The following is a 17,688-nucleotide window of genomic DNA, read 5'->3' on the forward strand; positions in this document are numbered from 1 at the left end:
ACATCGTGGCAGACAAGCTGGCGAAACTCGAACTCGGGGGCAAAACCTTCGACTATTCCGTGCTCGAAGGCAGCACCGGGCCGGATGTGATCGACATCCGCAAGCTCTACGCACAAACCGGGGCCTTCACCTTCGATCCGGGCTTCACCTCGACCGCCAGCTGTGAAAGCGCGCTGACCTATATCGATGGCGATGAAGGCGTGCTGCTGCACCGCGGCTACCCGATCGGGCAACTGGCCGAGCATTCGAGCTTCATGGAAGTCAGCTACCTGCTGCTCAATGGCGAGTTGCCGAGCAAGGATGAGCTTGACGACTTCAGCTACACCATCACCCGCCACACTATGCTGCACGAGCAGCTGATGACCTTCTACCGCGGCTTCCGCCGCGATGCGCACCCGATGGCGATCATGTGCGGCGTGGTCGGCGCGCTGTCGGCGTTTTATCACGACAGCACCGATATTTCCGATCCGACCCACCGCACGATCAGCTCGCACCGGCTGATCGCCAAGATGCCGACCATTGCGGCGATGGCGTACAAGTATTCGGTCGGCCAGCCCTTCGTCTATCCGGACAACTCGCTGAGCTACACCGGCAACTTCCTGCGCATGACCTTCGGCGTGCCGGCTGAGCCCTACATCGTGAACCCGGTGGTGGAGCGCGCGCTCGACCGCATCTTCATCCTCCACGCCGATCACGAACAGAACGCTTCGACCTCGACTGTGCGTCTTGCCGGTTCCTCGGGCGCGAACCCGTTTGCCTGCATCGCGGCCGGCATTGCCTGTCTGTGGGGCCCGGCGCATGGCGGCGCGAATGAAGCTGCGCTCAACATGCTCAAGGAAATCGGCACGCCCGACAAGATCCCGCATTACATCGAGCGGGCAAAGGACAAGAACGATCCGTTCCGCCTGATGGGCTTCGGCCACCGCGTGTACAAGAACTACGACCCGCGCGCGACCGTGATGCAAAAGACCGTACGTGAGGTGTTCGAAGCGCTGAAGGTCACTGATCCGCTGTTCGAAACCGCGCTGCGGCTGGAAGAGATCGCATTGAACGATCCCTACTTCATCGAGAAGAAGTTGTTCCCGAATGTCGACTTCTATTCGGGCATCATCCTTTCGGCGATCGGCTTCCCGACCACCATGTTCACCGCGCTCTTCGCGCTGGCCCGCACCGTCGGCTGGGTGGCGCAGTGGAACGAAATGATCAGCGATCCCGGCCAGAAGATCGGGCGTCCGCGCCAGCTCTACACCGGCCCGACCGAGCGCGATTACATCTCGCTCGATAAACGCTAAGCCGAGTAAATACCTATGATGATGCTCCGCGCGGCAGGCATATTCCTGTTCGCGATGGGCATCATCTGGGCCTTACAGGGCGCCGGATTATTGGCGTGGCCAGCGGACAGCTTCATGCTCGGGCAAGACAATTGGGTGCTGCGCGGACTTGCGACGGCGGCAATTGGCGGCGCGCTGCTTGGCCTGGTTCATTACCGTCAGCGCAGGTGACGTTCTAAGGTGGGATTGGCGAAACGCGGTCTACCTCAGCCGCGCGGCAGTTCGAGCCGGAACAATGCTCCTCCACCCTGCGCACTCTCCACTGTCAGACTGCCATCCATCGCCTCGGCCAGACGGCGCGAGATATAGAGGCCGAGACCTGAACCCCTATCTCGTCCGCCGTCATTGTCGCGGCCCAGACGCTCGCCCTTGTCGAAGATCCGCTCGGCCTGTTCGGGTGTGACGCCGGAGCCTTCATCGGCGACGGTGACAGCCACCCTGCCCTCACTCGCTCCGTGCGCCGTGATCGTGACTGTGCTCGCCGCGGGCGAATAGGCGATCGCATTGCCGATCAGGTTGATGAGGATCTGGAGCACCCGCCGGAACTCGGCCGTGGCAACCGCCTCGCCATGCACGCCCTCGGTCACCAGCACGGTGTCGCGGTTGCGCGCACGCACACCGAGAATGCCTGCGGCCCGCACGGCTGCATCAGCCAGATCGACCGGTTCTTTCGCCGTGGCAAAGCCGGGGGTCTCGACCACTTCAAGATCGGCGAGATCATCAAGCATCGCGGCAAGATGCTGCCCGGCGCTGGCGATGGTGCCGGCATATTCGCTGTATTCGTCGCGCAACGGCCCGGCGAGCCGAGCGCGGATCGTCTCGGCATTGGCGATGATGCGTGCGACCGGCTGGCGCAACACCGGGGTGAGCGCAGTGCCGACAAGCCGTGTGGGCGAGGTTTCGGGTGCGCCGTCCTCGGCCGGATCGGGCTCGATCGGCGCGGTGAGCGGCTCCTCGGCGATCAGCAGCAATTCGAAGCCCGCCGGGTTCTGCACATCCGTCCCCAGCGGGATCAATCGCACGCGCCAATGGCGCTGCGACCCGGCAAAGCGGCAAGTCGCCCCGTCGAGCAGCCGCCAGTGCAAGGGCTGGTGGTGGGTGATGCCGGTAAGTTCGACCAACTCGCTCCACACCGTGGCGGGCGCGGCCAGCGCAGCGAGCTGGAGCGCGGCGGCATCGGCTGCGCGGGCGCTCAACACCTGCAAGCGCTGGCGGGCATCGAGCCGGGCGCTAACTTCGGCGGTGGCGCGGTCGATCGCGTCGATTTTCTCTGCGAAGTCGCGGGCGCTGGGGGGCGTGAGCGGGCTGCGCTGCCAGTTCTCGACCAGCACTTCGCACCCGCCGCCATCATCCTCGGCCAGGGGATGGATGCGGGCGAAGCCGGAGATCTCGGCATCCCCGTCAAAGGCGCTGAAGGCGCGCGCGATCCTGAGTCCCATGCGCCGCGCTTGCTGCACCAGCGCCAAAAGCTCGGGGATCGCCAGCGTGCCGGGCAAATCGCCGCCGCACCGCTCCTGCAATTCGGCGAGCGGCGCATCGGCGCTCAGCAGCCGGTCACGCGCATCGGTGAGGCCATAGGCGCCCAGAAGGCCGTCCGTGCGGTCCATCGTGTTCATCACAGCCCGCCGCCGCCGAGCAGCGCGGCGGCCCGTTCGGCCGAAACCCCGCCAAAGCCGCGCGGCAACCGGCCCGAAGGCTCGACCAGCAACAGCTGACGCTCAATCGCGGTGGGGGACAGTTCGCCCGCGCGCAGCATAAGGGCAAGCCGCAAGCCCTGCCCTTCGTGGCAGGCGAGCACCGCGTCTCCGCGCAGTTGGCGTGTGGTGATCGACAGCGCACTCGCAAACAGCGCCAGCCCGGCATGATCCAGCGCCAGCGCCGCCATCGCCCCGCGCCGCATCGCTGCGACCAACCGCGCGAGCAGGCCGAGCCGCCCGGTCGCCTCGTCATAACCTGCCTGCAATCGCCCTAGCGCCGCGGCGTCCTGCGCTTCGGTCTGGGCCCTGCCGATCAAGCGGTGGAACAGTTCGGCGGGCAATTCGCCCAACGGCAGCTCCATGCGGCGTTGGCCTTGGACGAACCGCGATTGCGCGGCGAGCGTGCTCATGGCGAGGCTGGCGATGGCCGGGTCTTCGGAGGCGATCAACTCCTGCAAGAGCGGGCTCAGCACCGGATCGATCGCGTGGCGTTGGTGCAAGCGTTCGGCAATCAGCCCCTCGGCCGCGAGCGCATGGCAGAAAGCGAGCAGGACCTCGTCCGCCATCAAGACCGCGGCAAGCCGGTCGAGCGCGGCGGGATCGGCGGAGGCGTGCGCGCGGGTGACAGGATCGCGGCCCGCAAGCGCGGCCAGCAATTGCGCGGCGAGATCAAAGATCATGCCCCGGACGCGGGCGAGGATCGCCTCGCTTACCAGCGCTTCAGCATCGCTGCTCAGAAGATGGCGCAGAACGGGGACGACCGCCGCCAGCGCGCGGCTTTCCCGCGCGAATTCATCCGTGAGGATCGCCTCGACATCAGCGTCGGCGGCCAGGTCCATCGTCTTTTCGCCCATACTTGCAGGCCATAGCGCCCACATAGTTAAGACGGCGTTAGATCAAACCCGGTCAGGACGCAGCAGCAAAGCGAAGAGTAGCCCCAAGGCGAGACAGGCCAATCCTTCAGGCAAGACGCCAAAGGCGGCGGCAAGCGCCAGCGCGAGCAACAAGCTCGCACGGTCAGAGGCGGGGGCAGCCAACATTGCGCCGGGCTGCCCCGCGGTCAGGCGGGCGAGACCGACCACCACTGGCCCCAGCACCGCGAGCGGTTGCCATTCGGGCCAGGGCGACAGCGCAAACCATGTGGTGAGCGCCGCCAGCCCGTCTACCGCCGCCGCCAGCACGGCTGGCCCGCGTCCTGGATCGCCCGCCCGCCTGAGCCTTGCGGATAATGCGGTATAGTCGATCGCAACGCGCGCTGCGAAGGCACCCAGCCCCGCGAGCACCAGCCCCACAGCAGGCGGGCCGAATGCTGCAAACATCACACCGATCAGCAGCAGCGCCAAAGCCAACCCGCCCGCTGCAAGCCCGCCCTGTTCAAGTCCCCTCGGAGCCAGCGCGCGCACGAGTATCGCCGCCAGCGTCGCAAGCGGCGCGCGCCAGTTGGTCGGCGCGGCGGCATCGGCGATGAGCGCCTGCTCGGCCTCGGCAACGGCAGCTGTGCCATCGGCCAGCAACCAGCGTTCCGGCACCAGCTCGCGCGCGGCGAGATCGCGGCACGGGGTTCCGGCCTGCAAGGCAAGGCGCAGCAGTAAAGAGACTGCGTCGGCATCGTCAGGAAATTCGGCCAGCTGCTGCACCGGCGCGCCGCGCATCACCAGCACGCCCGCCCAATGGCGCGCGGCATCAATCCGCTCAAAATCATCGGGGTAAGCGGCAGCGAGCGCGTGGTCAGCCGGGATGGCCGCGATCACCCTTTGCAGCGCAACGTCTCCCCCGAGCACCGCCCGCACGACCGCTGGATCGGGCACCAGCCCATCGCGCAGAATGATGAGGTCATCCTCTGACCGCACCAACGCAGGCAGTGCGGCAAAGTTCGGCAGCGCATGAAACGCCGCCCCGCCCGCTTCGATCCTGTGCTGCAATTGCAGCACTTCGTCAGAGGTGGTCTCTGTCAGGCACAGCACCCGCTCAGCGCCCAAGGATTGCAGCAGATCCGCCTGCCAGGCGAGAACGCTGCGCCCGGCGAGCGGAAGTTCGGCGCGAAGTCCACCATCCGCGCTGCGCCGGATTGCGGCAATCAGGCCGATGCGCATTTCCAACCCCCTTCCCTTAAGCCGCCAGCAAGCGGCCAAGGATTGGCGGTTTCAGAGCAGAGGTTCAAGCGGCACTGCGCGGTTTGCCCCGACGCAGCGCACGGCGCGACGAATCAGCGCCGGATATCGCGATTTTGCGCGCGGTTGAAGCGGGCAAGCACAGCCTCGACCTCGCGGATCGCCATCGGCTCGCCCGGCGCAGCATGGAGCGCGATTTCAGCGGCCTGGAGCAGGTCTTCAGCGTGGAAGCTGGCAGCAAGGCCCTTCAGCCGCATCGCTGCGACATGCCAATTGCCATCACAGCGCGCGCGCTTGAGCAGATCTAGCTGCTTGGCAGCGCTTTCAAGGAAGGCAGCGCGCAGCTCACGCAGCAAGGCGGCATCGTCGCCGGCCGCTGCCGCAAGAGTCGCATCAAGAGCACCGTGATTGAAAGCCATGTCAGGCAGATAGACCAAATTGGGTTAATGCGGGGTTTATCCCGATTCCGGCTGTGGTATGACGTGGCTTATGGCAGGACGGCACCAGATGCGCGCGTTGGGGCGCAAGAGCGGCGATGACGGCGCAGGCGACATGGCTTTTGCAGAGGCTGATGGGCAGGATGGGGCATCCGAAGGGATGCTCGATCTGTCCGAAACCTGGGCAGAGGATGATGAGCTAGCGCCCTCCCCCACGCGATCCGGCTGGCTCGCGCCAAGCCTTGCGGTGCTGGTGATTGCCGGATGGAGCGGGTTTTTCGTCTGGGCTCACCTTGCTGACATTCGCGCCGGAGCCGTGCCTGCGCAATGGGCTGGCTGGGTGGTCGAATGGGCCATGCCGGTGGCCTTGGTGGGTATCGTGTGGCTGCTGGCGATGCGGTCCTCACACGCTGAGGGCAGGCGGTTTGCCGCGACCGCTGCGATGATGAATCGCGAAGGCGCCGCTCTCGAAGCGCGGCTTAAGGTGGTGAACCGCGAATTGAGCTTGGCGCGCGAATTTCTCGCCGCCGAAGCCCGCGATCTTGAGGCGCTTGGCCGGATCGCAGCGGAGCGCCTGTCCACTCATGCCGGCGAATTGCAGGCGCTGATCACCACCAATGGCGCGCAGGTCGAAGCGATTGGCACCACCAGCGAAACCGCGCTGGGCAATATGAACCGGCTGCGCGACGATCTGCCGGTGATCGCCAATGCCGCGCGCGATGTCGCCAACCAGATCGGCGGAGCGGGCCGCGTTGCAGAAGATCAGTTGGCGCGGCTTTCGAGTGGGTTTGACCGGCTCGGCACCGCCGGCGCCGAGAGTGAGGCGCAGGTTACGCGCCTAACTGTGCAGGTGGGCGATACACTCGGCCAGTATGAGGCGCAGCTGACCCGGATCGAAGCTATCGTCACGCAGCGGTTTGCGACCTTGCAGACGGAGGCCGAGGCCTTTCGCACCCGCATCGCCGCGCTCGAAGAAGAAGCGCTGGCTTCGCATGGCGAGCGGGCGCAAGCCGTCGCCAGCCAAAGCGAAGCGCTCGCCAATCAGTTGCGCGAAGCGGGAGAGAACGCGCGCACCAGCTATGCCGCCGCGATTGCCGCGCTGCACGAGACGCTGGTGGAGAAGCTCAATCTGGTCGACCAGCTCGACCGCAATTCTGCAACCGTTGCAAACGAGCGGATCGCCAAGCTCCGCGAAGAAGCGGTGCAATTTGAAGAGCAGCTGACGACACGCAACCGCCAGTTCGACGAGCTGATCGAACAGCGGCAGGCGGCCTTTGAGACCCATGAAGCGCAGGCGAGCGAGGTGTTGGCCCAGCGGCTGGCGGCGCTTGACGATGCGCTCGCCCAGCGGCGCGAGGCGCAGGTTGCCGAAATCGAAAAGCTGGTCGTGCAGGGTGAAGCGATGACCGAGCGGGTCGCGGAACTCGGGCGGGTCTTGGCCGAGATTGACCAGACCAGTGCGGCTGCGCGAGAGAGCCTTGGCGCGGGCCTTGGTACGCTGTCCCAGCAGCTTGGCGAGAAGCGCGCTGTGATCGCCGCAACCGAAGCACAATTGCTCCAACTGACCGACAGCAGCGTGCGTTTGCTGGAGATTTTGCAGTCCGGCGCGCGCACGTGCCACGAAGACCTCAGCACCGCGATCAGCGGAGCTAACATCGCTCTGGAAGGGGTCGAAGCGCGGGCCGACAAGGTCGAGGCGCTGATGCTGCGCAGCACGCAGGCGGGCAGCGAGTTGTCGGACTATCTCCTTCGCACCCGCGCGGAGATCGACACGGCTGAAATTGCGATTGCCGGGTTCAAGTCCCATCTCGCCGAAGAAACCGAAGATGCCCTCGCCCGACTGCAAGGCCTGCGCGGCGGCTTTGCGCGGCTTGCCGAAGAAAGCGGCACGCTGGCGGTCGAGACGCAGGACAGCCTGCGCGCATCGCTTGCGGCGCTAGAAACCGCGATCAACCGGGCCTTCGCCACGCTTGATGAAGGCGCGCGCGAGAAGACGCTGGCGCTGGCGAACAACCTCGGCGGCGAAGCGGTTGAGGTGCTCGAACGCGCGCTTCGCAACGAGGCTGCTGCGACTCTCGGCAAGCTTGAGCAGTCAGCCGCTCACGCCTCGGGCGTCGGCCGCGAGGCGGCGATCCAACTGCGCGATCAGTTGGTGAAGGTGAACGAACTCACCGGCAATCTCGAACAACGAGTTATGCACGCGCGCGAACTCGCCGAAGAGCAGGTCAACAACGACTTCGCCCGTCGCATGGCGCTGATCACCGACAGCCTGAATTCCGCCGCGATCGACATCACTGGAGCCTTGGCCGACGAAGTGGCCGACACGGCGTGGGAAGCCTATCTCAAGGGCGACCGCGGCATCTTCACCCGCCGCGCGGTGCGGCTGATCGACAATGGCACCGCCAAGGATATCGCCGCGCTGTACAGCGCGGACGAAGCGTTCAAGGCCAATGTCAGCCGCTACATCCACGACTTTGAAGCCATGCTGCGCCAGACGCTCTCGACCCGCGATGGCCATGTCCTGAGCGTGACGATGCTGGGTTCGGACATGGGCAAGCTCTACGTGGCGCTGGCTCAGGCGATCCAGCGTTTCCGGACTTAATCGGCAGCGGACGGCGGCTTGGGCAGAAAGTCGATATCGGCGGCGGTGATCCAGCCATAGGTATAGTTGGCGACGAACAGCGCGGTCGCCACCGCCGCCACTATGGATGCGCGCGCAGCGACCTTGCCCGGCTGGAAGTTGACCGGAGCGCTGTCTGCCTGCCCAGGCACCTTCTCGATCCCCGCCTCGTCCGCCGTCTTCACGCCGAACGGCAGCATCATGAAGCCGCTCATCACGAAGAACAGGAAGTAGATCGCCGCAATCGAGGTGATCTGCATCAGGCCGCCGCCCCCGGCATCACCACCCGCACCTGCGGCTTCTTACCCGACCAGCGCTGCGCCGCTCGGCGAGCAGCAAGGCGTGCGGCCTCACGGATCCCGGCCACATCGCGCGCATCCTTGCCCTTCAAGCGATTGATCGCGGTCAGCACATCGCCCGCAGCTTCCTCAAGGAAGTCGGGCAAGTCCTCGTCGAGCGGCAAGCCGATCGCCTCGATCACGGGCTTAGCGCCGCGCGCCAACACCACGATCAGCACACCATCACCCGAAATGCGGCGGCGCATGGTGATTGCGTCGCCGTCAGCCGCCGTGATGATATCGCCATCCAGCACCAGACGCCCGGCGCGCACTTCGGCGAGTTTGCCCGGCTTGCCAGGGGCGAGACGGACCATATCGCCGTTCTTCTGCACCACCTGATGCGGGATGCCCGCAGCCTTACCGACCCGCGCCTGCTCGGCCATGTGGCGGATTTCGCCGTGGACCGGTACGAGAATTTCAGGCTTCAGCCAGCTGTAGAGCGCTTCCAACTCCGGCCGCCCCGGGTGACCCGAGACGTGGATCAGGGCCTGACGGTCGGTCACCATCTGGATTCCGCGCGCAGCAAGCTGGTTCTGGATCTTGCCAATCGGAATTTCGTTGCCGGGGATCTGGCGTGAGGAGAACAGCACCACATCGCCTGCGACCAGCTCAATCGGGTGGTTCATATCCGCCATGCGGCCCAAGGCGGCGCGGGGCTCACCCTGCCCCCCGGTGGCGATGATCAGCACCTCACCGCGCGGCAGGCCCATCGCGGTCTCGAAGCTGATCGGGGTCGGGAAGTCCTCAAGATAGCCATTGTCCTGCGCCACCTCGATAATCCGGTCGAGCGAACGGCCGGCGACACACAGCTTCCGCCCCGTCTCAATCGCGACTTCGCCGAGAGTTTGCAGGCGAGCGACATTGCTGGCGAAGGTGGTGACGACGACCCGCTTGCCCTTGTGGCGCGCGACTTCCTCCATCAGCGCACTATGGACTGCGCCTTCCGAGCCCGAGGTGTTCGGATTGAACACATTGGTCGAATCGCACACCAGTGCGAGCACGCCTTCATCGCCGATTTCGCGCAGTTCTTCCTCGGTGGTCGGTTCGCCGATGATCGGATCGTCATCGAGCTTCCAGTCGCCCGTGTGGAAAATGCGGCCGTGCGGCGTGTCGATCAGCAGCGCGTTGCCCTCGGCAATCGAGTGCGCCAGCGGGAGGTAGGTGATGGTGAATGGGCCAAGCTCAATTTCACCATGATCTTCTTCGATGATGATAATCTCGACCTTGCCGAGCAGCCCGGCCTCTTCCAGCTTGCGCGCCACCAGATCGGCGGTGAACGGCGTGGCATAAAGCGGCACGCCCAGCTCGCCCGCGAAATAGGGAACCGCGCCGATGTGATCCTCGTGCGCGTGGGTGAGGACGATGCCGATCAGGTCCTTGCGGCGCTCCTCGATGAAATCGAGATCGGCGAAGACCAGCTCGACACCGGGATATTCATTGCCCGAAAAGGTCATGCCGAGATCGACCATGATCCACTTGCCCTGGCAGCCGTAGAGATTGACGTTCATGCCAATCTCCCCGGAACCGCCAAGGGCGAGAAACAGGAGTTCGTCTTCGGGGGTAAAATCTTTCTTCAATGTGTTTCCGGTTCTGTGAGAGAGGATCAGGCGGCTTCTGCCTGCCTGGCAAGTATGGCGAGGCCGTCCAGTGTAAGGTCGGCATCAACGTGGTCGAAGATTTCGGTGGCGTCGTCGAACAATATGGCAAGCCCGCCGGTGGCTACAACCTTTGCGGGGCGGCCAATTTCGGCCTTCATCTTGGCAACCATGCCTTCCATCATCGCGACATAGCCCCAGAAGACGCCGATCAGCATCTGGTCTTCGGTGTTGCGGCCGATGACACTGCGGCTGGAGGGGGCCTTGATGGCGATGCGCGGCAGCTTGGCGGTCTTGCCCACCAGCGCGTCCAATGACAGGTTAATCCCCGGCGCGATCGAGCCGCCCTTGTAGGCGCCAGTGAAGTCGACCGCTTCGAACTTGGTGGCGGTGCCGAAGTCGACGATTATGAGGTCGCCGCCATACTTGTGGTGCGCGGCAAGAATGTTGAGCGCGCGGTCGGCCCCGAGCGAGGACGGTTGGTCGACATCAATCTCGAAGCGCCAGCGCGCGGTTCCCTGCCCAGCGAACAACGGTGTGATGCCGAAATACTTTTCGCACAATACGGTGAGATTGTGGTCCGCGCGCGGGACGACCGATGCGACGATAATCTGGGAGATGTCCGAGCGTTCGAACCCTTCGATCTTGAGCAATTGCAGCAGCCACACCGCATATTCATCGCCCGTCCGGCGCGGGTCGGTGGCGATGCGCCAGCGCGCACGAATATGGTGCGTGCCGTCCTCCCCATAGGTGAACAGGGCGAAGACGACATTGGTGTTCCCGACATCGGCGGCGAGCAGCATCTGGCAGTCCTTAACTTACGAAATGTCGCCTGCGCGAATGACACGTTCACTGCCATCCGCCAAGCGTAGCCGCAAAGCGCCGTCGCTTTCCTCAAGGCCAGCAAAGGAGCCCGACAGCACCGAGCCGTCGGTATCGTGAACAGTTACGGCGGAACCCTGCGCATGGATGGAGCGGCTGAGGAAGGCGTGGAGTGTCGCGCCAAGGCCGTAGGTGCGCCAGCTTTCCAGCCTGCGATCAAAGGCTGCGGCGAGGTTCGCAGCAAAATCTTCCAGCGGCGGCGGCGGAATCACATCCGCGAGCGCCGCCGTCTTGCGGTCAGGCAGGTCAGGCGCGCGGGCGAGGTTCACCCCGATCCCGACGACAATGTGCCTGCGCACCATCTCCAAGAGGATGCCGGACAGCTTGCCGCCATCTAGTAGCACGTCATTGGGCCATTTGAGCGCCAGCGCGGTATCGTCGGGCAATGCGGCTGCCGCGGCATCGCGGACGGCCAGCGCCGCGACGAAGCTGAGGCTAGCGGGCGGCGGACCACCCTCCCCCAGGCTTACCACGGTCGAGCCCATGAAATTGCCCGCGCCGTCAAACCATGCGCGCCCTTGCCGCCCGCGTCCTGCGGTCTGGCGGCGGGCAACCAGCCAGCGCCCCTCGGCCCAGCCCTCACCCGTGCGCAAGGCGGCGGCGAGGTCGGCGTTGGTCGAGCCGGTCTGTTCGGCGAAGGCGATCAAACCGTAAGGAACAGCGAGGCCGCAGCCTTGTCAGCCAGATCGGTGAGCGACGGGGTAAGCAGATAACCCAGCGGCGAGACGATCAGCGCCGTCAGCCCCAGCAGCACCCAGTGGGCCGCGCCGCTCTTGCCAGTGACTACGCCCGCAGGCTCATCGAAGAACATCACCTTGACGAACTTGATGTAATAGAACGCGCCGATCACGCTCGCCGCGATAGCGATCGCGCCGAATGCCACCAGCCCGGCCTCGATGGTCGCCTGGAACACCACGAACTTGCTATAGAAGCCGAGCAGCGGCGGAATGCCGGCGAGGCTGAACATGAACAGCAGCAGCGCCCACGCAATTGCGGGCTGCGTCACGGAAAGCCCGCGGATGTCGGCAAAGGTTTCGAACAGCGCGCCATCTTCGCCGCGCAGCATCAACAGCGCGACAAAGCTGCCAAGGCTCATGGCGACATAGATGAACAGGTAAACCAGCATCGCGCTCGCCCCATCGGCATTGGCCACCGCAAGCCCAAGCAGGATAAAGCCGATATTGTTGATCGAGGAATAGGCGAGCAGCCGTTTCAGGTTCTCCTGACCGATCGCTCCCAAAGCGCCGAAGATGATCGAGGCCAAGGCCATGAACATCACGATCTGCTGCCACGCGGCGACTTGCCCCCCGAACACCTCGAACACCACCCGCGCGGTGAGCGCAACGGCGGCAACCTTCGGTGCAGTGGCAAAGAAGGCGGTGACCGGCGTCGGCGCGCCTTCATAGACGTCGGGCGTCCACATGTGGAATGGCACAGCGGAAATCTTGAACGCGAGGCCGGAGAGCACGAAGATCACTCCGAACAGCGCGCCGTAACCCATCTCGCCCGTCAGGCCTGCACGGACAGCGGTGAAGGACGTGCCACCGGTGAAGCCGTAGAGCAGACTCATCCCGTAGAGCAGGATGCCCGATGCCAGCGCGCCCAGCACGAAATACTTGAGCCCCGCTTCGCCCGAGCGCGGATCACGCCGCAGGATCGCCGCAAGGACATAGGCCGACAGACTGTTGAGTTCGAGCCCGAGGTACAGGCTCATGAAATCATTGGCCGAGACCATGATGCTCATGCCAACCGCAGCGAACAGGATCAGCACCGGGTATTCCGCGCGCATCCCGCGCTCGGAGCCCGCCGAGGGGCCATCGAAGAACGGCGGCGCGATCATCAACGCGCCGATCGCGGCGAGGTAGATCAGCGCCTTGGCAAACAGGGCGAAGCTATCGACTTTGATCAACCCGCCGAATGCCAGCGTGGCGGGGCCATCAACGCCGAAATGGAGGCCCGGCACCAGCAGTAACCCGGCCGCGAACAGCGCAGCGGCGGCAGCGATGGCGATCAAGCGTGCGGCCTTGTCCCCGCCCCAGGCAGCGACCAGTAGCAGCACAAGGCCAGCTGCGATCAGCACCAGCTCGGGCATCACAAGTGCGAAAGAAGCAGCGAATTCCATCAGTGCGCGCCCTCCTTGGCGCTCGAAGTCTCGGAGCCCTCATGATGTGGCATCGCATTGGCAGCCGCAGCGCGCGGGGCGCCGGGGGCCAGCTTCGCATCACCCGCCGGAGCGGCTGCCGCAAGCCGCGCGTCAAGCACGGCGATGTCGGCGCGCATCGGCGCAAGGAAGCTCTCAGGATAGACACCCATCCACATCACCGCTGCCGCAATCGGGGCCATCATCACCCACTCACGCGCCGAGATATCACGCATCGCGGCCGCGTCCTCGTTCACCTGTCCGCCAAAGGCAACGCGGCGATAGAGGTACAGCATATAGGCCGCGCCAAGGATGATGCCGGTGGTGCAGATCAGCGCCACGAGACTCGAAGTCTGGTAGATGCCCGCCAGCGACAGGAACTCGCCGACGAAACCGCTGGTGCCCGGCAGGCCGATGCTCGCCATGGTGAACAGCAGGAAGAACAGCGCATAATAGGGCATGTTGATCGCGAGCCCGCCGTAACGCGCGATCTCGCGGGTGTGGAGGCGGTCGTAGATCACACCGACGCACAGGAACAGCGCACCCGAAACGAGGCCGTGGCTGAGCATGACGATCATGGCACCCTCCAGCCCCTGCACATTGAAAGCGAACAGGCCGACCGTGACAATCGCCATGTGCGCGACGGAGGAATAGGCGATCAGCTTCTTCATGTCGGTCTGCACAAGCGCGACCAGCGAGGTGTAGACCACCGCGATCATCGACAGAGCAAACACCAGCCAAGCGAACTGCGCGCTAGCCTCGGGGAACATCGGCAGGCTGAAACGGATGAAGCCGTATCCGCCCAGCTTCAGCAGCACGCCGGCAAGGATCACCGAACCCGCGGTCGGCGCCTGCACGTGCGCATCCGGCAGCCAGGTGTGGAGCGGCCACATCGGCACCTTCACCGCAAAGCTGGCGAAGAAGGCGAGCCATAGCCACGTCTGCGCGCCTGCCGGGAAGCTGTACTGCATCAGCGTCGGGATGTCGGACGTGCCCGCTTCGGCCACCATCCAGAACATCGCGATCAGCATCAGCACCGATCCGAACAGCGTGTAGAGGAAGAACTTGTAGCTGGCGTAAATGCGGTTGTCCCCGCCCCACACCCCGATGATCAGATACATCGGGATGAGGCCCGCCTCGAAGAAGACGTAGAACAGGAACAGGTCTTGCGCCGCGAAGGTGCCGATCATCAGCACTTCCATGAACAGGAAGGCGGCCATGTATTCGCCCACGCGCTTCTGCACCGATTCCCAGCTCGCCAGAATACAGACCGGCATCAGGAAGACGCTCAGCATGATCAGCATCAGGGCGATCCCGTCGATCCCAAGCTTGTACTGGAAACCGGCGAAGAGGTTCGCTTCTTCGGTGAACTGCCACTGCGGTCCGCCGATCTGGTAATTCGACCACAGCACGACGCCGAGCACGAAGGTGACAAGCGTCGCGCCGAGCGCGATCCAGCGGGCCGCAGCTGCGCCCGCAAACAGGCACGCCGCAGCGCCCGCCAGCGGCGCGAGCATCATCAGCGACAGGATGGGAAGGCCTTCCATTACGAAGCGCGCTCCTAAAGCAGAACAAAAGTGACAGCGGCGACCAGCCCGAGCAGCATGATCAACGCGTAGGTGTAGACGTAGCCCGACTGAATCGACTTGGCGGCGACCGAAGAGCGTTCGACCGCCCAGGCGATACCGTTGGGGCCGAAGCGGTCGATGGTGCCGATATCGCCGAGCTTCCAGAACTTGTTACCGAGCCAGAAGGCGGGCTTTACGAAGATCGCATCGTACAACTCGTCGAAGTACCACTTGCGGTAGACGAAGTTATGCAGCGCGCCGAAGGTCGCTACGAACTTTGCAGGGATATCGGGCTTGGCGATGTAGGCGACATAAGCGCCCGCAAACCCGATCAGCATCACGATCAGCGCGGTGTACTTCACCCAGTAGGGCACGGCGTGCATGGCGTGGATCAGATCCTCGTTGTAGAAGATCGACCCGTTCCAGAAGGCCGCGCTGTCGAGGAAGCTGGGCGCAAACACCTGCCCTGCGGCAATCGCGCCGATGGTCAGCAGGCCGAGCGGGATCAGCATCGTGATCGGGCTTTCATGCGGATGATAACCGCCCGTGGTGTCCTCGCCAGCTTCGGCAGGTGTCTTGTGCACCGAGTGCTGGATATGCTCGCTCTCAATCCAGCGCGGCTTGCCCCAGAAGGTCAGGAACATCAGGCGCCACGAATAGAAGCTGGTCAGCAGCGCCGCGATGGCACCGGCCCAGAAGGCGAACTGGCCGGCACCATTGTGGCGCGCATAAGCGACTTCAAGGATCGCGTCCTTCGACCAGAACCCTGCAAAGCCGACACCGAGGTGATAGACCCCCAGCCCCGTGATCGCCAGCGTGCCGGCCAGCATCGCGTAGAAAGTGAACGGGATGTGCTTTCTGAGGCCGCCGTAATAGCGCATGTCCTGCTCGTGGTGCATCGCGTGGATCACCGAACCAGCACCCAAGAACAGCAGCGCCTTGAAGAAGGCGTGGGTGAACAGGTGGAACATCGCCGCGCCATAAGCACCGACGCCCGCGGCAAAGAACATGTAGCCTAGCTGCGAGCAGGTCGAATAGGCGATCACCCGCTTGATGTCCCACTGCGTCGTGCCGATGGTTGCGGCAAAGAAGCAGGTGGCGGCGCCCACGATGGTAACGATCGTCAGCGCGGTCGGCGCAGTCTCAAACATCGGCGAGAGGCGGCACAGCATGAACACGCCGGCCGTCACCATGGTCGCGGCGTGGATCAGCGCGGAGACGGGCGTCGGCCCCTCCATCGCGTCCGGCAGCCAGGTATGCAGGCCCAGCTGCGCCGACTTGCCCATCGCGCCGATGAACAGCAGGATGCACAGGATGTCCATGGTGTAGAGCCGCATGCCGACAAAGGTGATCGTCGATCCGCTCATGCCCGGGGCCGCCGCCAGTATCTCGGGAATCGAGGTGGTCTGGAACACCAGATAGGTGCCGAAAATGCCGAGCATGAAGCCCAAGTCACCGACGCGGTTGACCACGAAGGCCTTGATCGCGGCGGCGCCAGCGCTTGGCTTCTTGAACCAGAAACCGATCAGCAGGTAGGACGCAAGACCAACCCCTTCCCAGCCAAAGAACATCTGGACGAGGTTATCGGCCGTCACCAGCATCAGCATCGCGAAGGTGAACAGCGAAAGGTAGGCGAAGAACCGCGGCTGATCCGGGTCTTCCTCCATATACCCCCACGAATAGAGGTGCACGAGCGCCGACACAGTGTTGATCACGACCAGCATGATCGCGGTCAGCGTATCGACCCGCAGCGCCCAATCGAAGTTGAGCGTGCCGCTTTCAACCCACTTCAGCACCTGAACGACCTCGGCGCTTTCCGTCCCACCGATAAAGCCAAGGAAGATCGGCCAGCTCAGGCCCGCAGACAGCAGCAGCGCGCCGGTGGTGACGGACTTGGCCGCCACATTGCCGAGGAACCGGTTGCCCAACCCTGCGATGAGGGCAGCAACCAGCGGCGCAAAAACGATGATGAGGATGGTATGCACGTCGCGCTTACCCCTTCATCCGGTTGATATCGTCAACCGCGATCGACCCGCGGGTGCGGAAATAGATCACCAGGATCGCCAGCCCGATCGCCGCTTCGGCCGCAGCCACGGTCAGCACCAGCATCGCGAAGACCTGACCCACCAGATCCTGCATGAAGGCGCTGAAGGCGACGAGGTTGAGGTTCACGCTGAGCAGGATCAGCTCGACCGCCATCAGGATGACGATCACGTTCTTGCGGTTGAGGAAAATCCCCAGCACACCCAGCACGAACAGGATCGCGCCCACGGTGAGATAATGTTCGATGCCGATCACAGTTCGACCCCTTGCCCGATCTCCGGGTTTTTCATAACGGTTGCATCTTCCGGGCGGCGGCGGATCTGCTTGCCCACGTCCTGCCGCGCACGCGCGCCGGGCTTGGGCGGCTGGAAGGTCAGCACGATCGCGCCGATCATCGCGACCAGCAGAATGATCCCGGCGATCTCGAACAGCACGATGTAGCGGCCATACAGCAGCGCGCCGAGCGCTTCGATATTGCTGCTGTCAGTCGCTTGCATCGCGCTGCCATCCGGCGTGCCCAACTGGATACCCCCGGCACCATAGGCCCCCGCTGCCAGGAGCAATTCCGCCAGCAAGATAGCTGCGATCAGCAAACCCAGCGGCGCATTGCGGCTGAAGCCCGCGCGCATCGCGGCAAAATCGATGTCGAGCATCATCACAACGAACAGGAACAACACCGCGACCGCGCCGACATAGACGATCACCAGCAGCATCGCGATGAACTCCGCGCCAACCAGCACCATCAGGCCGGCCGCGTTGAAGAACGCCATGATCAGCCAAAGCACCGAGTGCACGGGGTTCTTCGCCATGATCGTCATCACAGCGGCGGCGACGACGATGGTCGCGAAGAAATAGAAGGCGATGACCTGTATCATGACTTTACTCCGCCGATCCGCAGCCCCGGCGTAACGCCCGAGCCCAGAAAG

16 protein-coding genes are annotated in these 17,688 nt (G+C 64.2%); 3 read left to right on the forward strand and 13 right to left on the reverse strand.

The features are described 5' to 3' along the window. The first annotated feature begins 5 nt into the window (after positions 1–5). Together GRI59_RS10015 and GRI59_RS10020 are read left to right on the forward strand one after the other, a co-directional pair. Positions 6–1,292: a citrate synthase gene (locus tag GRI59_RS10015; protein ID WP_160761031.1), complete on the forward strand. Its 1,287-nt coding sequence runs from the start codon at positions 6–8 to the stop codon at positions 1,290–1,292. Between the two features lie 15 nt (positions 1,293–1,307). Then, a complete protein-coding gene (locus tag GRI59_RS10020; RefSeq protein ID WP_160761032.1) occupies positions 1,308–1,502 on the forward strand; it encodes a hypothetical protein in 195 nt (64 codons plus the stop codon). A 35-nt stretch (positions 1,503–1,537) separates the two neighbouring features. Here GRI59_RS10020 and GRI59_RS10025 read toward each other — a convergent pair whose 3' ends face one another. The 4 genes from GRI59_RS10025 to GRI59_RS10040 all read right to left on the reverse strand — a co-directional run bounded on the left by GRI59_RS10025 (position 1,538) and on the right by GRI59_RS10040 (position 5,558). Beyond that, entirely contained in the window at positions 1,538–2,947 is a 1,410-nt protein-coding gene (locus tag GRI59_RS10025; protein ID WP_237440768.1) for a sensor histidine kinase, read from the reverse strand. Further along, on the reverse strand, positions 2,947–3,867 hold the full coding sequence (locus GRI59_RS10030) for a hypothetical protein (RefSeq protein ID WP_160761033.1): 921 nt from the start codon (positions 3,865–3,867) through the stop codon (positions 2,947–2,949). Before GRI59_RS10030 ends, GRI59_RS10025 begins: the two co-directional genes overlap by 1 nt. A 57-nt stretch (positions 3,868–3,924) precedes the next feature. Then, positions 3,925–5,121 (reverse strand): hypothetical protein, encoded by a 1,197-nt coding sequence (locus tag GRI59_RS10035; protein WP_160761034.1) that lies wholly within the window; start codon positions 5,119–5,121, stop codon positions 3,925–3,927. Between the two features lie 113 nt (positions 5,122–5,234). Further along, positions 5,235–5,558, reverse strand: a complete 324-nt coding sequence (locus GRI59_RS10040) for an Hpt domain-containing protein (RefSeq protein ID WP_160761035.1) — start codon at positions 5,556–5,558, stop codon at positions 5,235–5,237. 88 nt (positions 5,559–5,646) lie between these two features. Here GRI59_RS10040 and GRI59_RS10045 point away from each other — a divergent pair, with 88 nt between their 5' ends. Next, a complete protein-coding gene (locus GRI59_RS10045; RefSeq protein ID WP_237440769.1) occupies positions 5,647–8,178 on the forward strand; it encodes a coiled-coil domain-containing protein in 2,532 nt (843 codons plus the stop codon). Here GRI59_RS10045 and GRI59_RS10050 read toward each other — a convergent pair. The 9 genes from GRI59_RS10050 to GRI59_RS10090 are packed head-to-tail and all read right to left on the reverse strand — an operon-like array spanning position 8,175 to position 17,637. Then, the gene (locus GRI59_RS10050) at positions 8,175–8,456 is read right to left on the reverse strand and encodes a DUF1467 family protein (protein WP_160761037.1); all 282 of its coding nucleotides are present in this window, start codon (positions 8,454–8,456) and stop codon (positions 8,175–8,177) included. The genes GRI59_RS10045 and GRI59_RS10050 overlap by 4 nt on opposite strands. Continuing rightward, positions 8,456–10,111, reverse strand: a complete 1,656-nt coding sequence (locus tag GRI59_RS10055) for a ribonuclease J (RefSeq protein ID WP_183363609.1) — start codon at positions 10,109–10,111, stop codon at positions 8,456–8,458. Before GRI59_RS10055 ends, GRI59_RS10050 begins: the two co-directional genes overlap by 1 nt. A gap of 26 nt (positions 10,112–10,137) precedes the next feature. After that, on the reverse strand, positions 10,138–10,932 hold the full coding sequence (locus GRI59_RS10060; RefSeq protein ID WP_160761039.1) for a type III pantothenate kinase: 795 nt from the start codon (positions 10,930–10,932) through the stop codon (positions 10,138–10,140). 15 nt (positions 10,933–10,947) lie between these two features. Then, positions 10,948–11,658, reverse strand: a complete 711-nt coding sequence (locus tag GRI59_RS10065) for a biotin--[acetyl-CoA-carboxylase] ligase (protein WP_160761040.1) — start codon at positions 11,656–11,658, stop codon at positions 10,948–10,950. Beyond that, a complete protein-coding gene (nuoN, locus tag GRI59_RS10070; protein WP_160761041.1) occupies positions 11,655–13,133 on the reverse strand; it encodes an NADH-quinone oxidoreductase subunit NuoN in 1,479 nt (492 codons plus the stop codon). Before nuoN ends, GRI59_RS10065 begins: the two co-directional genes overlap by 4 nt. Next, positions 13,133–14,698, reverse strand: coding sequence for an NADH-quinone oxidoreductase subunit M (locus GRI59_RS10075; RefSeq protein WP_160761042.1), 1,566 nt, complete (start codon positions 14,696–14,698; stop codon positions 13,133–13,135). Before GRI59_RS10075 ends, nuoN begins: the two co-directional genes overlap by 1 nt. A 14-nt stretch (positions 14,699–14,712) precedes the next feature. Next, positions 14,713–16,704 carry an NADH-quinone oxidoreductase subunit L gene (nuoL, locus tag GRI59_RS10080; RefSeq protein WP_160761043.1) on the reverse strand — a complete coding sequence of 664 codons (1,992 nt, stop codon included), beginning with the start codon at positions 16,702–16,704 and terminating at the stop codon, positions 14,713–14,715. Between the two features lie 7 nt (positions 16,705–16,711). After that, positions 16,712–17,017, reverse strand: coding sequence for an NADH-quinone oxidoreductase subunit NuoK (gene nuoK / locus GRI59_RS10085; protein ID WP_160761044.1), 306 nt, complete (start codon positions 17,015–17,017; stop codon positions 16,712–16,714). Further along, a complete protein-coding gene (locus GRI59_RS10090) occupies positions 17,014–17,637 on the reverse strand; it encodes an NADH-quinone oxidoreductase subunit J (RefSeq protein ID WP_160761045.1) in 624 nt (207 codons plus the stop codon). The genes nuoK and GRI59_RS10090 overlap by 4 nt, the downstream gene beginning before the upstream one ends. Positions 17,638–17,688: the final 51 nt, after the last annotated feature.

This window comes from Erythrobacter ramosus (assembly GCF_009828055.1).
Lineage (GTDB): Bacteria > Pseudomonadota > Alphaproteobacteria > Sphingomonadales > Sphingomonadaceae > Erythrobacter > Erythrobacter ramosus.